Origin of the sequence: Pseudomonas sp. BS3767 (assembly GCF_900099665.1) — a bacterium.
Lineage (GTDB): Bacteria > Pseudomonadota > Gammaproteobacteria > Pseudomonadales > Pseudomonadaceae > Aquipseudomonas > Aquipseudomonas cerasi.
Genome location: NZ_FNCX01000006.1, coordinates 341,168 through 357,554, shown reverse-complemented (window position 1 = coordinate 357,554; position 16,387 = coordinate 341,168). Strand labels below are relative to the sequence as shown.

General features: G+C 62.7%; 13 protein-coding genes. 8 read left to right on the top strand and 5 right to left on the bottom strand.

Annotated features, from left to right (window positions below; genetic code table 11):
• The 3 genes from BLR16_RS19070 to BLR16_RS19060 form a co-directional block, all read right to left on the bottom strand.
• On the bottom strand, positions 1-3,035 hold a 3,035-nt coding region (locus tag BLR16_RS19070; RefSeq protein WP_139188232.1), incomplete at its 3' end, for an amino acid adenylation domain-containing protein.
• A complete protein-coding gene (locus BLR16_RS19065) occupies positions 3,032-6,442 on the bottom strand; it encodes a non-ribosomal peptide synthetase (RefSeq protein WP_074808076.1) in 3,411 nt (1,136 codons plus the stop codon). The genes BLR16_RS19065 and BLR16_RS19070, both read right to left, overlap by 4 nt.
• A gap of 407 nt (positions 6,443-6,849) precedes the next feature.
• The gene (locus BLR16_RS19060; RefSeq protein ID WP_054081114.1) at positions 6,850-7,827 is read right to left on the bottom strand and encodes a TauD/TfdA family dioxygenase; all 978 of its coding nucleotides are present in this window, start codon (positions 7,825-7,827) and stop codon (positions 6,850-6,852) included.
• A 295-nt stretch (positions 7,828-8,122) separates the two neighbouring features.
• Between BLR16_RS19060 and BLR16_RS19055 the strand changes: the two genes are divergently transcribed.
• Genes BLR16_RS19055 through BLR16_RS19020 form a run of 8 tightly spaced genes read left to right on the top strand, consistent with a single transcriptional unit; the run spans position 8,123 to position 14,326 of the window.
• Entirely contained in the window at positions 8,123-9,346 is a 1,224-nt protein-coding gene (locus tag BLR16_RS19055) for a PepSY-associated TM helix domain-containing protein (RefSeq protein WP_074808073.1), read from the top strand.
• Positions 9,343-9,888, top strand: a complete 546-nt coding sequence (locus tag BLR16_RS19050) for a hypothetical protein (protein ID WP_003436575.1) — start codon at positions 9,343-9,345, stop codon at positions 9,886-9,888. The genes BLR16_RS19055 and BLR16_RS19050 overlap by 4 nt, the downstream gene beginning before the upstream one ends.
• Positions 9,885-10,217, top strand: coding sequence for a hypothetical protein (locus BLR16_RS19045; protein ID WP_003436576.1), 333 nt, complete (start codon positions 9,885-9,887; stop codon positions 10,215-10,217). Before BLR16_RS19050 ends, BLR16_RS19045 begins: the two co-directional genes overlap by 4 nt.
• Positions 10,214-10,780, top strand: a complete 567-nt coding sequence (locus BLR16_RS19040) for a DUF6162 family protein (RefSeq protein WP_003371677.1) — start codon at positions 10,214-10,216, stop codon at positions 10,778-10,780. The genes BLR16_RS19045 and BLR16_RS19040 overlap by 4 nt, the downstream gene beginning before the upstream one ends.
• 35 nt (positions 10,781-10,815) lie before the next feature.
• On the top strand, positions 10,816-11,748 hold the full coding sequence (locus BLR16_RS19035) for a metal ABC transporter substrate-binding protein (RefSeq protein ID WP_003371675.1): 933 nt from the start codon (positions 10,816-10,818) through the stop codon (positions 11,746-11,748).
• Positions 11,745-12,509 carry a metal ABC transporter ATP-binding protein gene (locus BLR16_RS19030; protein WP_074808070.1) on the top strand — a complete coding sequence of 255 codons (765 nt, stop codon included), beginning with the start codon at positions 11,745-11,747 and terminating at the stop codon, positions 12,507-12,509. Before BLR16_RS19035 ends, BLR16_RS19030 begins: the two co-directional genes overlap by 4 nt.
• A complete protein-coding gene (locus BLR16_RS19025; RefSeq protein ID WP_003348835.1) occupies positions 12,509-13,408 on the top strand; it encodes a metal ABC transporter permease in 900 nt (299 codons plus the stop codon). The genes BLR16_RS19030 and BLR16_RS19025 overlap by 1 nt, the downstream gene beginning before the upstream one ends.
• Positions 13,409-14,326: a metal ABC transporter substrate-binding protein gene (locus BLR16_RS19020; protein ID WP_074808067.1), complete on the top strand. Its 918-nt coding sequence runs from the start codon at positions 13,409-13,411 to the stop codon at positions 14,324-14,326.
• 278 nt (positions 14,327-14,604) lie between these two features.
• Here the strand turns inward: BLR16_RS19020 and BLR16_RS19015 are convergent, their stop codons facing one another.
• The gene (locus BLR16_RS19015) at positions 14,605-14,823 is read right to left on the bottom strand and encodes an MbtH family protein (RefSeq protein WP_003304661.1); all 219 of its coding nucleotides are present in this window, start codon (positions 14,821-14,823) and stop codon (positions 14,605-14,607) included.
• Between the two features lie 81 nt (positions 14,824-14,904).
• Complete coding sequence (locus tag BLR16_RS19010; RefSeq protein ID WP_058415952.1) at positions 14,905-16,317, bottom strand: aspartate aminotransferase family protein; 1,413 nt, start codon at positions 16,315-16,317, stop codon at positions 14,905-14,907.
• Positions 16,318-16,387: the final 70 nt, after the last annotated feature.

Here is a 16,387-nt window from a genome sequence, read left to right as displayed (position 1 = left end):
GGCAAGGCGCGCTTGTCGAGCTTGCCGTTGGCGGTCAGTGGCAGACTGTCCAGCAGCATGATCTGCGCGGGCACCATGTAGTCCGGCAAGCGCGCAGCCAGTTGCTCGCGCAAGCTGTCGACACTCAGGTCAGCCCCGCCTGCCGCCACGCAGTAGGCCACCAATTGCAGCCGGGTATCATCGTCATCGATGGGCAACGCCAGTACGCTGACCTGCGCCACCGAAGCCAGGCCCAGCAACACCCGCGCGACCTCTGCCGGCTCGACGCGATAGCCGCGCACTTTGACCTGATCGTCAGCCCGGCCGATGAATTCCAGCAGGCCCTGATGAGTGCGGCGCATGCGGTCGCCGCTGCGGTAGACGCGCGTGCCATCCTTCGCGAACGGGTCCGGCACGAAGCGCTCGGCGGTCAGCGCGGGCTGGCCGATATAGCCCAGCGCCACGCTGTCGCCGCCGATGTACAGCTCGCCGGCAACCTGAGTGCCCACAGGGTTCAACACGTCGTCCAGCACATAAGCACTGGCCCCTGGCAACGATGTGCCGACTGGCACGCTGCGCAGAGGGTCGCCAACGTTCACCCCAGTGGATACACATGCATCCTGTGGGAGCGACATCAGCACCTCATAAGTCAGCACACCAACGGTGGTTTCGCTCGGCCCGTAGTGGTTGATCACCCGGCAACCCGGCTTGAGCTGACGCACCTGCTCGATCAGCACGGGCGAGCAGGCTTCGCCGCCGACAATCAGCGCATGCTGCGGCAGTACGTCGGCTGGCTGGCCGGCCTGCAACAGCGCGGCCAAATGACCGGGGACGATTTTCAGCACGCCCACCTGATGCTCGGCCATGTAGGCCGCGAAGGCATCCGGATCGAAACCCAGCGCCTTGGTCAGCACGTGCAGCGTGCGTCCCGAACACAGCGCGCCGAACAGCACGGTATGGCCGAGGTCGGCGGCGATGGTCGAGACCAGCGCCATGCTTGCCTCGGGTGCCAGTTGCAGCTGTTCCAGCAAGCCGCGCAGGTAACTGGCCAGCGCACCCTGGCTGACCAGCACCCCTTTTGGCTGGCCGGTCGAGCCGGAGGTATGAATCACGTAGGCCGCCGAATCGGCTGAAGGCCGGGTGTCAGGGCGACTGACAGGCAGGTCCTGCCACAGCGCAGGCGTCCAGGTCAGGCCCTGACAACCGGCAACACCCAGCGACGTCTGCCGCACATCACCCTCGGCACACAGCAGCACCCCGGCCTGCGCATTGACCAGCATCTGTTGCAGTCGCGCATCGGGGGCTTTGACGTCCAGCGGCATGTACACGCCGCCGGCCTTGAAAATCGCCAGCACGGCCGTCAGCCAGTCCAGCGAACGCTCCATCAATACTGCGACCGGCTTGCCCTCGCTGATGCCCATGCGGATCAGATGATGAGCCAGCTGATTGGCGGCCTGCTCCAGTTGCAGCGTGGTCAGCGTGCGCTCCAGGCAGCGGGCTGCCTGGGCATGAGGTTGCCGTTCGACCTGTCGGTCCCAGAGTTGCAGCATGTGCGGTGCGGGTTCGCGAGCGTCGCGCCTTGGCTCGACCGCGAGTGCTCCCAGGCTGAACAGCGGTGCCTGCGGCGCGTCGAGCAGGGTTTCGAACAGCGCGAGCAGTTCAGGAATAAAGCCTTCGACGGTCGAGCTTCTATACAGGTCGCTGGCGTAGGCCATGTCGCCGTGGATCAGTGTGCCGTCGTCAGTGATGTCCAGCGCCAAATCGAAATGCGCGCCCTGTTTGTCGAAGGCATACTCGCTGACCTCAAGCCCGGCCAGCCTCAGCGCAGTTTTCTGCTTGAGGACCACGTTCTGGTTGAACTTGGCCTGGAACAGCGGGTTGTGACCCAGGCTGCGCTCGGGCGCCAGTTGATCGACCAGTTGCTCAAAGGGCACGTCCTGATGCGCCTGCGCACCGAACGAGGTGTCGCGAATCTGCGCCAGCAGGTCAAGGTAGCTCAGGCGTTCGTCCACTTGGCAGCGCAAAACCTGAGTATTGATGAAGAAGCCGATCAACCCTTCGGTTTCCGCGCGACCGCGGTTGGCATTCGGCACGCCGATGCGGATATCGCGCTGCCCGGCCTTGCGCGACAGAAACAGCGAAAAGCCGGCCAGCACCAGCATGAACAGGGTCATGCCCTGCGTGCGCGCAAAGGCGTTGAGCCGCTGCGACAGGTCAGCACCGAAATCGAAGCGCAGGTGCTCACCCTGGTAGCTCTGCGTGGCCGGACGCGGGAAATCCGGTGCGGCGTCCAGCAGCGGTTGCTCTTCGCCCAATTGGTTACGCCAGTAGTCCAGCTGACGTGCACCCTCGCCCGCCTCCAGCCAGCTGCGCTGCCAGATCGCATAATCGGCGTATTGCAGCGGTAGTTCGGGCAGCGCGGGCTCACGGCCTTCGCAGTACGCCTGATAGCAGTGCACGAACTCCTGAATCATCACGTCCATCGACCAGCCGTCGGAGACGATGTGGTGCATGCTCACGACCAGCACATGTTCATCGTCCGCGAGGCGAAACAGGTGCGCGCGCAACAGCGGCCCCGTGCGCAGATCAAACGGTTGGCCCGTGACGGTGGCCACTCGCAGCGCCAGCTCGGCATCGCGCAGTTCGACATCGGTCAAACCGGCCAGATCGATACACTCCAACGCGATTGTCTGGTCGTGCAACAGTACTTGCTGCGCCTGATCGCTATCAGTGTGAAACACCGTGCGCAGCACCTCGTGGCGCTCGATCAGGTGATCGAACGCACGACGCAACGCCGACTCATTCAACGTGCCGTGCAGACGCAGGCCGGTGGTCATCTTGTAGGCGTCGCTCGAGGGATCGAGCTGCCAGAGGAACAGCAGGCGTTGCTGAGCGAAGGACAGCGGAATGGCGCTGACATCATGCCGACTGACCGGAACCGGCAACAGGCTGAAATCCTTGCCTTCCTGGCGCAACCGGGCAAGGAACTGCTGGCGTTGCTCCAGCGACAGGCCGACAAAACGTTTCGCGATGCGTGCAGCAGTGGTCCCGGTCATGCGCCGAATTCCTCCAGTGAATCCATGAACTGGTCCATGTCGCTCCAGTCGTTGTCCGTGCTGTTGTCGGTCAGCGCTGCCACTTCGCCGGCGAGCTCACTGAGCAGCGGTTTTTCAAACAGAGTGCGCAGCGGCAGGCTGATGCCCAACTGCGTCTTGATCCGGGCGATGACTTGCGCGGCGAGCAGCGAATGCCCGCCCAGTTCGAAAAAGTGATCGTCCAGACCCACCTGAGGCGCATGCAGGACGTCCTGCCAGATGGCCGCCAGGCAGATTTCCACCTCGCTGCGCGGCGCCCGATAACGCGCCTGCAACTGGCTTGCGTCGGGGGCTGGCAATGCCTTGCGGTCCAGCTTGCCGCTGGGCGTCAGGGGCAATTCGGGCAACAGCAGCATGTGCGTCGGCACCATGTAATCCGGCAGGCAGGCTTGCAGCTGGATGCGGATGCTTTGGCGCAGGGCCGACTGTTTGGCCTCTGTGGTGGCGGCAACGTCCGGCACGGCGTAGGCGACCAGCTGCGTGCCGCCCGCCAGTTCGACGGCCAGCACCACAGCCTCGCGCACGCCCGTGCATTGCTGCAGGCGCGATTCGACCTCGCCCAGCTCGATACGGAAACCGCGAACTTTCACTTGATGATCGACCCGGCCAATGTACTCGACAGCGCCATCGGCGCGCAGTCGGGCGCGGTCGCCGGTACGGTACAGGCGCTCACCGCTGACAAACGGATCGGCGACGAAACGTTCGGCGCTCAGGCCGGGCTGGGCGTGATAACCCCGCGCCAGGCCAGGACCGCCGATGTACAGCTCGCCCACCGCACCTTGCGGCAGCAGGTTCATTTGATCGTCGAGAACGTACAGGCGTCGTCCTGCCAGCGCCTGACCGATCGGCACGCCGCGCCAGGACACCTGCGGCGGGGTCAGCGTGCTGCAATCATGAATGCTCGACACCACGGTGGCTTCGGTCGGGCCGTAGGTATTGAGCAGGCGTACATGCCCCAGCCCTGCCTTGCGCCACAGGTGCAGACCTTCCACGGCCATGGCTTCGCCGCCGACATGCACCTGGCGTAGCGCGCCGTAATGTGCGGGCGGGCTGGCGGCGAAGTCCTGAACCAGCGTCAGCCAGTAGGCCGCTGGCAAGTCGGCGAGGGTCACGCCGTGCTCGACGATGGTCTGATGGAAGGTGGCACTGTCCCACAGGCGTTCGTCACGCAGGACAACGGCCGCACCGCGACACAACGGTGGGTAGAACTGCTCGACGAAGCCATCGAAGCTGTGGGTGGCGAATTGCAGGACCCGGTCGCTTTCGCGCAGGTCACTGTAGTCCGCCCCCAGGGTGACGAACTCGGCCAGCGCCGCATGACTGATCGCCACGCCTTTGGGCCGCCCGGTCGACCCCGAGGTGTAAATCACGTAGGCCAGACTGGCCGGATCGATCGGGCCGTCGAGGTTTTGCACGCTGGCGGCTTCGCTGCTCATCCGATCGATGCACAGGCATTGAATGTCAGCCGGCTCAGGCAGCCTGGTCAGCTGATCGCTGTGGGTCAGCAGCAGTTTCACGCCACTGTCCGCCAACACATGACGCAAGCGTTCGCTCGGCGCATTCAGGTCCAGCGGTACATAAGCGCCGCCAGCCTTGAGCACGGCGAGCAGCGCCACGGGCATGTCCAGCGAACGACCCAGCGCCACGCCGACCAGCACGTCTGCGCCGACACCTTGCTCACGCAGTTGCCAGGCCAGACGGTTGCTGCGCTCATTCAGTTCGGTGTAACTCAGGCTGGGCGCTTGGCCTTCACCGGCGAGGATCAATGCCGGGGCGTCCGGTGTGCGCTGCACTTGCGCTTCGAACTGGCGATGCGCGGGGGTTGTGGTGTCGGCTTTGGTGGCGCTGTCGACATCCAGCAGTTGCGTGCACTCGTCGGCCGAGAGCATCGACAGTTCGGCGATGGTCTGCAGCGGGTCAGCACACACCGAGGCCAACAGGTTGCGCCAGTGCCCGGCCAGACGAGCGATGGTCGACTCGTCAAAAATGTCGGTGGCGTAGGTGAAGGCGGCATGCAGTTGCTCGCCTTCACCGCTGGTGGCCAGCATCAGGTCGCTGGCGGCGGCGTGCGAGCGTTGCGCCAGTGCCTGTTGTTCGGCAGGCAGATTGGCCACGCGCAGGCCGCCGCTCAACTGCTTGTCGAGCAGGTCAGCCACCACCGGCTGGTGATTGAACATCACCTGAAATAAAGGGTTATGGCTCTGACTGCGCTCCGGCTGCAGGGCGTCGATGATGGCGTCGAATGGCAACTCCTGATGCGCCTGGGCACCGGTCGAGGCATCGCGGACGATATTCAACAGGTCGACGAAGCGGGTCTGCGCCGTCACTGCACTGCGCAGTACCTGAGTATTGATGAAGCAGCCGACCAGCCCTTCGGTTTCGCTACGGGTGCGGTTGGCGATCAGGCCGCCGACACGGATATCGGTCTGCCCGCTGTAGCGATGCAGCAGGCTTTTGAAGGTCGCCAGCAGCACCACGAACAGGGTCACGCCCTGGCGTTGCGCGAGGCTTTTCAGGTTGCGCAGCAGCTCGGGCTCCAGTGCCAGCTCCAGGCGAGCGCCGTCGTGGCTGGGCAAGGCCGGATAGGGACGGTCGGTGGGCAGCTCCAGCAGCGGATGCTCGTCGCCCAGGTGGCTGCGCCAGTAGTCCAGCTGACGCTCCTGCTCACCGGCTTCCAGCCAGCTGCGTTGCCAGACCGCGTAATCGCGGTACTGCACAAGCAGCGGCTGAAAAGGCAGCGGTTTACCGGCCAGCAGCGCGTCGTAGCCGCGCAGCCATTCGTCGATCAGCACGTTCATCGACCAGCCATCGGTGATCATGTGGTGCAGGTTGAGCAGCAGCAGGTGCTCCTGTTCGGCCAGACGCAGCACCTGCACGGTGAACAGCGGCCCGCGCTGCAGATCGAAGGTTTGCGCGGCCTGTTCGGCGCTGGCCTGACGCGCACTGGCCCAGCCCTGCCCGGGCGGCAAAGCGCTCAGGTCGGTCAGGCGAATGCTCACTGGCGCTGGCGGCGCGACACGCTGAAACGCCCGGTCGCCCTCCTGGCCGAAGGTGGTGCGCAGGCTTTCATGTCGCTCGACCAGCGCACTGAAGGCCCGCTCCAGCAAAGGCAGCTCCAAAGGACCGTTCAGGCATACCGACATCGGCAGGTTGTAGGCCGCGCTGTGCGGGTCCAGTTGCCAGAGAAACCACATACGTTGCTGGGCATAGGACAGACCGTCACGCTCGGCCAGCCCGGCACAGGAAGGGATCGGGAACAGCGAGAAATCCATGTTCTCCTTGCGCATGCCATCGAGGAACAGGCGGCGTTTTTCAAGGGGTAACTCGACAAAGCGGCGAGCGAGTTTCTGGGCGTGTTCGGGGTTCATGGGTCGATCCTTGCTGAGTGGGGCTGACCGTCGGGCGGGGTCGTATCAACAAGAACGAATTGGCGAGGAAATATTTAGAAAGGTTTCTCGGGGGTGAGGCTCTGCATTGCACCGCGCACTGAAGAGAGGACGCAGAGCGTCCAGAACTGCATGCCTACGCGGAGCGCAGGCATGATAATCACAAGCCGGACAACCATCGTTATGCACGCTCACGCGTGGTAATGCCACATGCCATGTTGTGGGAGCGAGCTGGCTCGCGAAGAGGCCATTGCGCACTCTGTGACTATCGTCCCCACGCTCTGCATCACACAGCGGCTCTGTGACCTCAGGTAGACTGAGGTTCGACTCAGGTCACCTTTTCGCCCCTCGGCGACCTACTTTGATGGGGCCAAAGCAGGCAAAGGCGTTTACTTATCCGAATGCCCCTGTGCCATGGCCACCACCACTTTGCGTTTGCCGGTGAAGGGTGCGCGGGAATGGGCGGTGAGCATGTTGTCGAGCATCAGTACGTCGTTTTCCAGCCATGGGAAGCTGACGGTGCATTCATCAAGTACGCCGCGAATTTCGTCCAGCAGGGTTTCTTCGAGGGGCGAGCCGTCGCCGTAGTAGACGTTGCGCGGCAGGTCTTCTTCGTCCACTACGTCGAGCAGGGTTTCGCGCACTTCCGGCTGCAGGTTGGAGATGTGGAACAGGTGCGCCTGGTTGAACCAGACGGTGTCGTGGGTCACCGGGTGGCGCGATATTGCCTGGCAGATCTGGCGGGTGCGCAGTTCGCCGTCGTCTTTCCATTCGCACTCGATGTTGTGCGCCCGGCAGTAGGCTTCGACCACGGACTCATCTTCGGTATTGAATACCTGACTCCATTCCACATCGAGCCCGTTGCCGTAGTTACGCACGTACATCAGTTTCTTTTCGACAAAGCGCTCGCGAATGCGCGCCGGAATGCGTCGGTAGATTTCGCGGCTGTCGGCGATCGGTGTTTCGCCACCTGTCTGCGCCGCGATCATGCTGTAGAACCAGATCTTCATCGGCCATTCCAGCGTGTAGGCCTGCTCGTTGTGCAGCGGTATGCTCTGGTGCGCCGGGTACTCGGTCGAGGTGTACACGCCTTTGGTGACGTTGCTGCGCGGCGTAGAGCCGAACTCGTAATTGAGCAGCGGATCGCCGAAACCGGCGGCGAACTCGCGAAATGCCTCTGCGCCGCCCACCTCGAAGCCGCGAAACAGAATCCCGCCAGCGCTGTACAAGTGCCCGGCGACCAGAGGCTTGAGTTCGTCCAGCGCTTCCATCAAGTCCAGACCGGGCTCGGGTGCCTGTACCAGCATCGGCAAGCTGCCCGCCCCTGCCAGCAGCGGCCGGATATCCAAACTCAACGCATGACTCATGATGTCTCTCCCTTGATGGCAAAAGCGCCCGAGCCCCTGCGGCCTGGCGCAACACCAATGTCCAGATTGAACGTACTGCGCCGCTGAAAAATTAGCCGTACCACCCCATTCATGCGGCATGCGAAGGCGTTCGCCCGCGCTGAAACATTTTTTTGCATTTAAAACGCAAAAAGCTCTTACAGGAATCTGGCCCTCATTCGTCTTTAACTGAATGCGAGGCCTTATACGCCCGCGCGTACTAAAAAGAGCGCTCACCTGACGTCCGCGCCACATCGCGAATCGAGATTGTTTATCCATGTCGAAGAAGTCCCGTTCAAAAATCTGGTTTCTCGTCCACAGCTGGCTGGCCCTGCCGATCTGGTTCTTCGTGCTGATCGTCTGTGTGACCGGCACGCTGGCCGTGGTCAGCAAGGAAATCATGTGGCTGGCCAACCCGGAGATGCGTGACAACCGCCCTTCCGACGATGCCCCGCGCCTGAACTTCGAACAGATTCGCGCCACCATCGAACGCAACGAACCGGACCTGATCGTCGGCACCATCATGCAGCCGGACGGCGACTACTTCGCCTTGAGCGTGTTCATCACCTACCCCGACGGGCGTTCGGTCCCGGCTTACGTCAACCCTTACACCGGGGTGATTCAGGGCATTACCCCGTCGTTCGACTTCCGCCGCTTCACCCGCGCGCTGCACGGCTGGTGGCTGGTGCCGTTTACCAACGGTTATTCGTGGGGCTGGTATCTGGTGTCGATTCTCGGCCTGCCATTGCTGGCGTCGCTGGTGACCGGTCTGGTGGTCTACAAGAAATTCTGGCGCGGCTTTTTCAAACCCGTACGTTTCAGCCAGGGTCCACGGATTTTCTGGGGCGACCTGCATCGCCTCAGCGGCGTCTGGTCGATCTGGTTCATTGCGGTGATTTCCATTACCGGCACATGGTTTCTGATCCAGGCGATTCTGGGCGACAACCAGATCAGTATTTCCAGCAAATCCCAGGTCGCGTCGATCATTCCGCACAGCGCCGTGCCGCTGACTGCCGACGGCAGTCCTGCGCCAACCATCAGCCTGGAGCGCGCCGTGGAAATCGCCAAGGAGCGGATTCCGGGCCTGGAAGCCAGCTTCATCACGCCGCCGTTCAATGCCTACAGCAACATGCAGGTGGGTGGACGCAGCTGGTATCCATTGATGTTCCAGACCGCCGAAATCAACCCGTACAGCGGCGAGATTGCCACATCGCACCTGCTGTCGGACCGCAACAAGCTGGAGTTCGTCACCGAGTCCATGCGCCCCCTGCACACCGGCGATTTCGGCGGCATCTGGATCAAGCTGATCTGGGCATTCTTCGGCCTGCTGCTGAGCATGATGGTGCTCAGCGGCCTGTTGATCTGGAGCAAACGTACTGCCCTGGCGACGCTCAACGCCCTCAAGCGTGAAGCCCGAACCCGCCCGGCAACGGCCGCTGCACCCCCACGAAACACCACGCCCTCGCCGCTGGCGACCCGCACCCCGGAGAACAGTCTGTGAGCAAGGCCGCCGCTGTTGCACAACCTGCATCGTCACTGAGCCGTTTCTGGCATAAGTGGCGCTTCCACATCAACGTGCTGCTGGTGCTGATCCCGCTGGGTTTCATGCCCAAGTACTTCTCCGACAACGCGCTGGACCGCGGTGATCAGGGCCTCGGCCAGCGCGAGGTCGGCGAAATTCAGGTCGGCCCGTGGAGCCTGCGTCTGGCAGAGGACCGCAACGAAGCGCCGCGACTGTCCGGCCCTTCGGGCTACATGAAAAGTTTCAACGCAGCGCTGTGCAACGCCTGCATCGACCGGGTGAAGGCCACTTATCTGCGCATCGGCAAACCGCGCAGCCTGCGCACCGCCGGGGTGATTTTCTTCGGTGGCGGCTACCGCATGAGCGCCTTCATGCAGATCGCGCAAAACACCGATCCCGACGCCCAGCTGTGGATCACCATGGAAGGCTGGGACGGCGCCGTGCATCAGACTTCCATCCCCCTGCAACAGGCTTCGCCCAGCACCGTGGCGTGGCTGAAAAAACAAGGAGCCCAACCATGAGTGCCCGCCCTTCCCTGCGCTGGCTGACGGTCAGTGCCCTGTGCCTGCTTGGCCTGAGCGGCAACGCCCTGGCGCATAACCCGATGTGCGAATGCAAACAGATCGACACCGAGCAGATCCGCTGCACTGGCGGTTTTTCCGACGGCAGTGGTGCGCCGGGTGTGACCCTGGACGTGATCGGCTACGACGAAACCATTCTGGTGCCCGGCAAGCTCGGCGAAGACTCGACGGTGACCTTCAAACGCCCCGCCTCCGAGTTCTACGTGCTGTTCGACGCCGGTCCCGGTCACGTGGTGGAAATCGATCAGGCGGATATCCAGGCCCCATGAGCACACCGACCCGACACATCGTCCGTCCGGCAGGCGCCGGGCATGAAACCCTGTATGTGCTGGTGCTGTGCCTGTTGATCCTTGGCTGCGCTGCAGGCGTGATCAGCCTGCACCGTGATACCCGGGAAACGCACAGCATTGCCATCTACCAACTGGACGCACGACGCGACCTGAGCGCTGCGGAACAAGGCATTTACGCCGACCTGCGCGTGACCCTCGACGAAATCCGCCTGCTGGCCAGCGAGCAGCAGACACCGATCACCCCGCAGCAACTCGGCGACGAAGGCTTTGCGCCGTTCGCCACGGATGCCAGTTCGGTGAGCCGTGGCGATCATGCCTGGCAGATGATCGAGCAGTCCTACCTGGGACTGAGCCGGACGCCGAGCGTGGCCGGTTCCTTTCTGATGCGTGTCGATTCCGGCGAGCAGCCGGACATCTGGATCAACCGCAATGCCTCGCCGGCGGCGGTCAGCGACCTCAGTGACCGGGCCTTGATCGATTCAGGCTGGAAGCAGGTCGTCGCGCAATTCGATGCTGGCGTGACCCGCCAGCACCCGCACTGAAACTCCGCACTCCTTTGAAAGAAGACCGCTTGCCCATGCCTATTTCATTCAAACGCCGTCCCTTGCTGCGCGTCCTGCTGACGGGGCTGATGGTCGCCCTGCTGGCGCCGTCCAGCTTCGCCGCCGAACCGGCCAAACGCCTGCGCATCGGCATTACCCTGCACCCTTACTACAGCTACGTGAGCAATATTGTCGGCGACAAGGCCGACGTTGTGCCGCTGATCCCGGCGGGCTTTAATCCGCATGCCTATGAGCCGCGCGGCGAGGACATCAAGCGCATCGGTTCACTGGACGTGATCGTGCTCAACGGTGTCGGCCACGACGACTTTGCCGACCGCATGATCGCCGCCAGTGAAACGCCGAACATCAAGACCATCGAGGCCAATGCCGATGTGCCGTTGCTGGCGGCCACCGGGGTGGCGGCGCGAGGTGCCGGCAAAGTGGTCAACCCGCACACCTTCCTGTCGATCAGTGCATCCATTGCGCAGGTCAACACTATCGCCCGAGAGCTGGGTAAGCTGGACCCGGACAATGCCAAAACCTACACCGCCAACGCCCGCGCCTACGGCAAACGCCTGCGTCAGATGCGCGCCGATGCGCTCGCCAAACTGACCAAGGCACCCAACGCCGACCTGCGCGTGGCCACGGTGCATGCCGCCTACGACTACCTGCTGCGCGAATTCGGCCTGGAAGTCACCGCCGTGGTTGAACCGGCGCATGGCATCGAGCCCAGCCCGAGCCAGTTGAAAAAAACCATCGACCAACTGCGCGAACTGGACGTGAAGGTGATCTTCTCGGAGATGGATTTCCCATCCACCTACGTCGAGACCATTCAGCGTGAATCCGGGGTCAAGCTGTACCCGCTGTCGCATATTTCCTATGGCGAATACACCGCCGACAAATACGAAAAGGAGATGGCCGGCAACCTGGACACGGTGGTACGGGCCATTCAGGAGTCGGGCGCATGACGGCCGCACAGCACCTCGACATCGCCAGCCAGGGTCCGGGCATCGAATTCAATCAGGTCAGCCTGACCCTCGGGCGCACCACGATTCTCGATCAGGTTCACTTCAATGTGCGCGCCGGCAGCGTACACGCACTGGTCGGCCCGAACGGCGGTGGCAAAAGCTCGCTGATCAAGACCCTGCTTGGGCAGACACCGCATCAGGGCCAATTAAGCCTGCTGTGGCCTGCTGCTCCAGGACTGATTGGCTATGTACCGCAGGTGCTGGAGTTCGACCGTGGCCTGCCGATGACCGTCGACGATTTCATGGCTGCGATGTGTCAGCGACGCCCGGCGTTTTTGGGCTTGTCGAAGCACTACGCGGCAGCGATTGGCGAGGCACTGGAACGGGTCGGGATGCAGGACAAGCGCAAACGGCGCATGGGCGCGCTTTCCGGTGGCGAACGGCAGCGCGTATTGCTGGCGCAGGGGCTGATTCCTGCCCCGCAATTGCTGGTGCTGGATGAGCCGATGTCGGCGCTGGATGAGGCGGGTATTCAGGTGTTTGAGCGGTTGTTGGGCGACTGGCGCCGAAGCGGAGTCACGGTCCTGTGGATCGAGCATGACCTGGATGCCGTCAGGCGTCTGGCCGATCAGGTCACGGGGCTTAACCGACGCATCCTGTTCGACGAGCCGGCCGCCACCGCGCTGACCCCGGAACGCCTGCTGACGCTGTTTTCCGCGCACCCGCGCACGATGGATAGCAGCGCCGGGAGGATCGCGTAATGGATTACGAAACCTTTCGCCTGTTCATTCAGGGCCTCGCCTCGTCCGGGTATCTGCCGGAGGCGCTGGCTTATGGCTTCGTGGTCAACGCCCTGCTTGCGGGCCTGTTGATCGGCCCGGTGCTGGGCGGTCTGGGCACGCTGGTCGTGGTCAAGCGCTTTGCGTTCTTCTCTGAAGCGGTGGGCCATGCGGCACTGACCGGCGTGGCCATCGGCATTCTGCTCGGTGAGCCGTACACCGGGCCTTATGGCGCGCTGTTCGGCTATTGCCTGCTGTTCGGTATCGTCCTCAACTACCTGCGCAACCGCACCGGGCTGGCACCGGACACGCTGATCGGCGTATTCCTGTCGGTGTCCCTGGCGCTGGGCGCGAGCCTGCTGCTGGTGCTGGCTGGCAAGATCAACGTGCACATCCTGGAAAACGTGCTGTTCGGCTCGGTACTGACCGTCAACGGCAATGACCTGCTGGTGCTGCTGATCGTCGGTTCGCTGGTCATGGGCCTGAGCCTGCCGCTGTACAACCGCATCATGCTGGCCAGCTTCAACCCGCAACTGGCTGCGGTGCGCGGCGTGGCGGTGAAGACGCTGGATTACCTGTTCGTGATTCTGGTGACGCTGATCACGGTCGCTGCGGTGAAAGTCATTGGTGCAATTCTGGTCGGTGCGTTGCTGGTGATTCCAGCGGCGGCGGCACGCCTGTTGAGTCAGTCGCTCAAGGGTTTTTTCTGGATTTCGGTCGCCATTGCAACATTCAGCACCCTGTGCGGCATCCTGCTGCCCATCGTCTTCGACCTGCCCGTGCCGTCCGGCGCGGCAATCATTCTGGTGGCGGGCATGGCTTTCGCCCTCGCCGCCATCGCGCGCGGCACGCTGCCGAGCCTGAAAGGGAATATTGGATAAATGCTTACATTACGTACCTTGACCCTGGCGCTGGCCATGACCGGCCTGTTCAGCAACAGCCTGTATGCCGCCGACGCCAAAACCGACAACGCAAAACCGGTACGGGTGCTGGCCAGCCTGCCGATCACCTATGGCCTGGGCGAAATACTGCTCAAGGACAGTGGTGTGATGCTGGAACGCGCTGCTGCGGCCAATCTGCCGGGCTCGCGTCAGACGGCGTATTTCACCGGGCGTGGTGCCGATGCGTTGCGCGGGCTGGCCACCAACGCCGACGCGGTGATCGGCTTGCGCTCAATCTGGGCCGATGACCCGCTCTACCCCAATGCACGGCGCAGCAATATTCGTATCGTCGAGATCGACGCCGCACGTCCGGTGGACGGCAGCTTGCCAGGCATCGCCGTACAGCCGGGCCAAGGCACTGACGGGCTGAACAGTCAGCCGTGGCTGGCGAGCAATAATATGGGGCGCATGGCCGATGTGCTGGCGGCGGACCTGGTGCGCCTGGCACCGAGTGCGAAGCCGAAGATCGAGGCCAATCTGGCGGCGTTCAAGCAGCAATTGCTCAAGCTGAGTGCCAGCAGCGAAGCGGCACTGGCCGGTGCAGACAATTTGAGTGTGGTGAGTTTGTCAGACCGCTTCGGCTACCTGATCAGCGGGCTGAATCTGGAGCTGATCGACACTCAGGTGTTGACCGACGAACAGTGGACGCCCGAGGCATTGAGCAAACTGAGCGCGACCCTCAAGGATAACGACGTGGCGCTGGTGCTTGATCATCGTCAGCCGCCAGAGCCGGTAAAGGCTGCAATTGAAGCGGCAGACAGCAAGTTGCTGGTATTGGGGATTGATGGCGCTGATCCGCTGACGGAGTTGCAGGGGGATATTCAGGGGGTTATCGGAGTGCTGGCTGGCAAGGGGTGAGGTTATCGTTGCTCACGCTCCGGCAGATCTCGACGCTCTGCGTCGCAAAGAGGACGCGGAGCGTCCAGAACGGCATGACGACGCGGAGCGTCGCACGATAGTCAGTTATCGTTGCGCACGCTCCGGCGTGGGGAATGCAGGTCTCGACGCTCTGGGTCGCGAGAGGACGCGGAGCGTCCAGAACGGCATGACGACGCGGAGCGTCGCACGGTGGTCAAGGCTGTACCGGCCTCTTCGCGAGCAAGCTCGCTCCCACAGGACTTATGTATAACGCTCAATCAAGCCGTCTGCGCTTCCATTTTCTGGCGCAGGCTCAGGGGGCGCATGTCGGTCCAGACTTCTTCGATGTAGGCCAGGCATTCTTTCTTGAAGCCGCTTTTGCCCACGGTGCGCCAGCCGTTGGGGATCGCCTTGTAGTCGGGCCAGATGGAATACTGTTCTTCGTGGTTGACTACAACTTGAAAGACGATGTCTTCCCGATCGAATACTGAAGTCATTGCTGCTCTCCATGTGTGTTCAGGGCTGCCGTGCCAATTCATGGCAGCTATAGGGATTGAACGTATCACTACGTCGAAAAATTAAACCTGGGCGACAGCGGCATTCAACGCGCGACCGAAGATCTCTGCCACCTCGTCGATCTGCTCGGCGGTGATAATCAGCGGTGGCAGAAAACGTACCACACTGGCATGTCGCCCACCCAGCTCCAGAATCAGCCCGCGCTTGAGGCATTCACGCTGGATCAGCGGGGCCAGACGCGCAAATACCGGCGGATGACCCTGTGCATCGCATGCACCGGACGGGTCGACCAGCTCGACACCAAGCATCAGCCCGCGCCCGCGAATATCGCCCAGTTGCGGGAAGTCACGCTGCAAGGCACGCAAATGCCCGGACAGCCGCGCGCCCATGGCTGTCGCGTGTTCGCAAATAGAGTGCTCCTGAAGATAGCGCATTACGGCAGAACCGGTAGCCATGGCCATCTGGTTGCCGCGAAACGTCCCGGCGTGTGCGCCCGGCAGCCAGGTGTCCAGCCAGGAACGATAGACTACAACCGCCAACGGCAAGCTGCCGCCGATGGCTTTGGACATGACCACCACGTCCGGGATGATTCCGGCATGCTCGAAGGCAAACATCTTGCCGGTGCGCGCGAAACCACTCTGGATTTCATCGACGATCAGCGCCACGCCGGCCTTTTCGGTGATACGCCGCACGCCGCGCAGCCAGTCCAGATCAGCAGGGATCACTCCGCCCTCGCCCTGCACCACTTCAAGGATGACCGCCGCGGGCAATTGCACGCCAGCTTCCGGGTCGTTGAGCAGGTTTTCCAGGTAATGCAGGTTGGCGCGCACGCCCTGTTCGCCGCCGAGCCCGAACGGGCAGCGGTAATCGTAGGGGTATGGCAGAAACTGCACGCCTGTACCGAGCAACGCACCCAGCGGCTTTTTCGGCCCCAGGCTGCCCATCAGGCTCAACGCGCCCTGGCTCATGCCGTGATAACCCCCCTGAAATGACAACACCGTGCTGCGTCCGGTGGCGGTACGCACCAGCTTCAACGCGGCTTCCACCGCATCGGTACCGGTCGGGCCGCAAAACTGAATCTTCGCGTCATCGGCCAGCGCTGGTGGCAGCAGGCCGAACAGGTCCTGAACGAACTGGTCCTTGACCGGCGTGGTGAGGTCCAGGGTGTGCAGCGGCAACTCGTCGGTGATCACTTGCTGGATCGCTTCGATAATCACCGCATGGTTATGCCCGAGCGCCAAGGTGCCCGCGCCTGCCAGGCAATCGATGAAGCGCCGCCCTTCAACGTCCTCGACGTGAATACCTTTGGCGCGTTTGAGCGCCAGCGGTATGCGCCGCGGGTAGCTGCGTGCGTTGGACTCCTGGCGACTCTGCCGGGCCAGCAGTGGCGACTCGTCGAACTGGTAGAGCATCTCAGCCGCAGCCGGGGCAACCCGTGTCGGCTGATCATCGATAAACCTGGTAGCGACTGACATCTGTGCAACCCTCAATTCGAGTCTTGAATAACCTGAAGCATGGGCGTCGGCGCATGCCGCCTCAGGTGTG

Excerpts from the sequence above, each read along its gene's own strand:
- BLR16_RS19065 (WP_074808076.1), bottom strand. The coding sequence starts at position 6,442 with ATGAACCCCGAACACGCCCAGAAACTCGCTCGCCGCTTTGTCGAGTTA.
- BLR16_RS19060 (WP_054081114.1), bottom strand. The coding sequence starts at position 7,827 with ATGAGTCATGCGTTGAGTTTGGATATCCGGCCGCTGCTGGCAGGGGCG.
- BLR16_RS19055 (WP_074808073.1), top strand. The coding sequence starts at position 8,123 with ATGTCGAAGAAGTCCCGTTCAAAAATCTGGTTTCTCGTCCACAGCTGG.
- BLR16_RS19045 (WP_003436576.1), top strand. The coding sequence starts at position 9,885 with ATGAGTGCCCGCCCTTCCCTGCGCTGGCTGACGGTCAGTGCCCTGTGC.
- BLR16_RS19040 (WP_003371677.1), top strand. The coding sequence starts at position 10,214 with ATGAGCACACCGACCCGACACATCGTCCGTCCGGCAGGCGCCGGGCAT.
- BLR16_RS19035 (WP_003371675.1), top strand. The coding sequence starts at position 10,816 with ATGCCTATTTCATTCAAACGCCGTCCCTTGCTGCGCGTCCTGCTGACG.
- BLR16_RS19030 (WP_074808070.1), top strand. The coding sequence starts at position 11,745 with ATGACGGCCGCACAGCACCTCGACATCGCCAGCCAGGGTCCGGGCATC.
- BLR16_RS19025 (WP_003348835.1), top strand. The coding sequence starts at position 12,509 with ATGGATTACGAAACCTTTCGCCTGTTCATTCAGGGCCTCGCCTCGTCC.
- BLR16_RS19020 (WP_074808067.1), top strand. The coding sequence starts at position 13,409 with ATGCTTACATTACGTACCTTGACCCTGGCGCTGGCCATGACCGGCCTG.
- BLR16_RS19015 (WP_003304661.1), bottom strand. The coding sequence starts at position 14,823 with ATGACTTCAGTATTCGATCGGGAAGACATCGTCTTTCAAGTTGTAGTC.
- BLR16_RS19010 (WP_058415952.1), bottom strand. The coding sequence starts at position 16,317 with ATGTCAGTCGCTACCAGGTTTATCGATGATCAGCCGACACGGGTTGCC.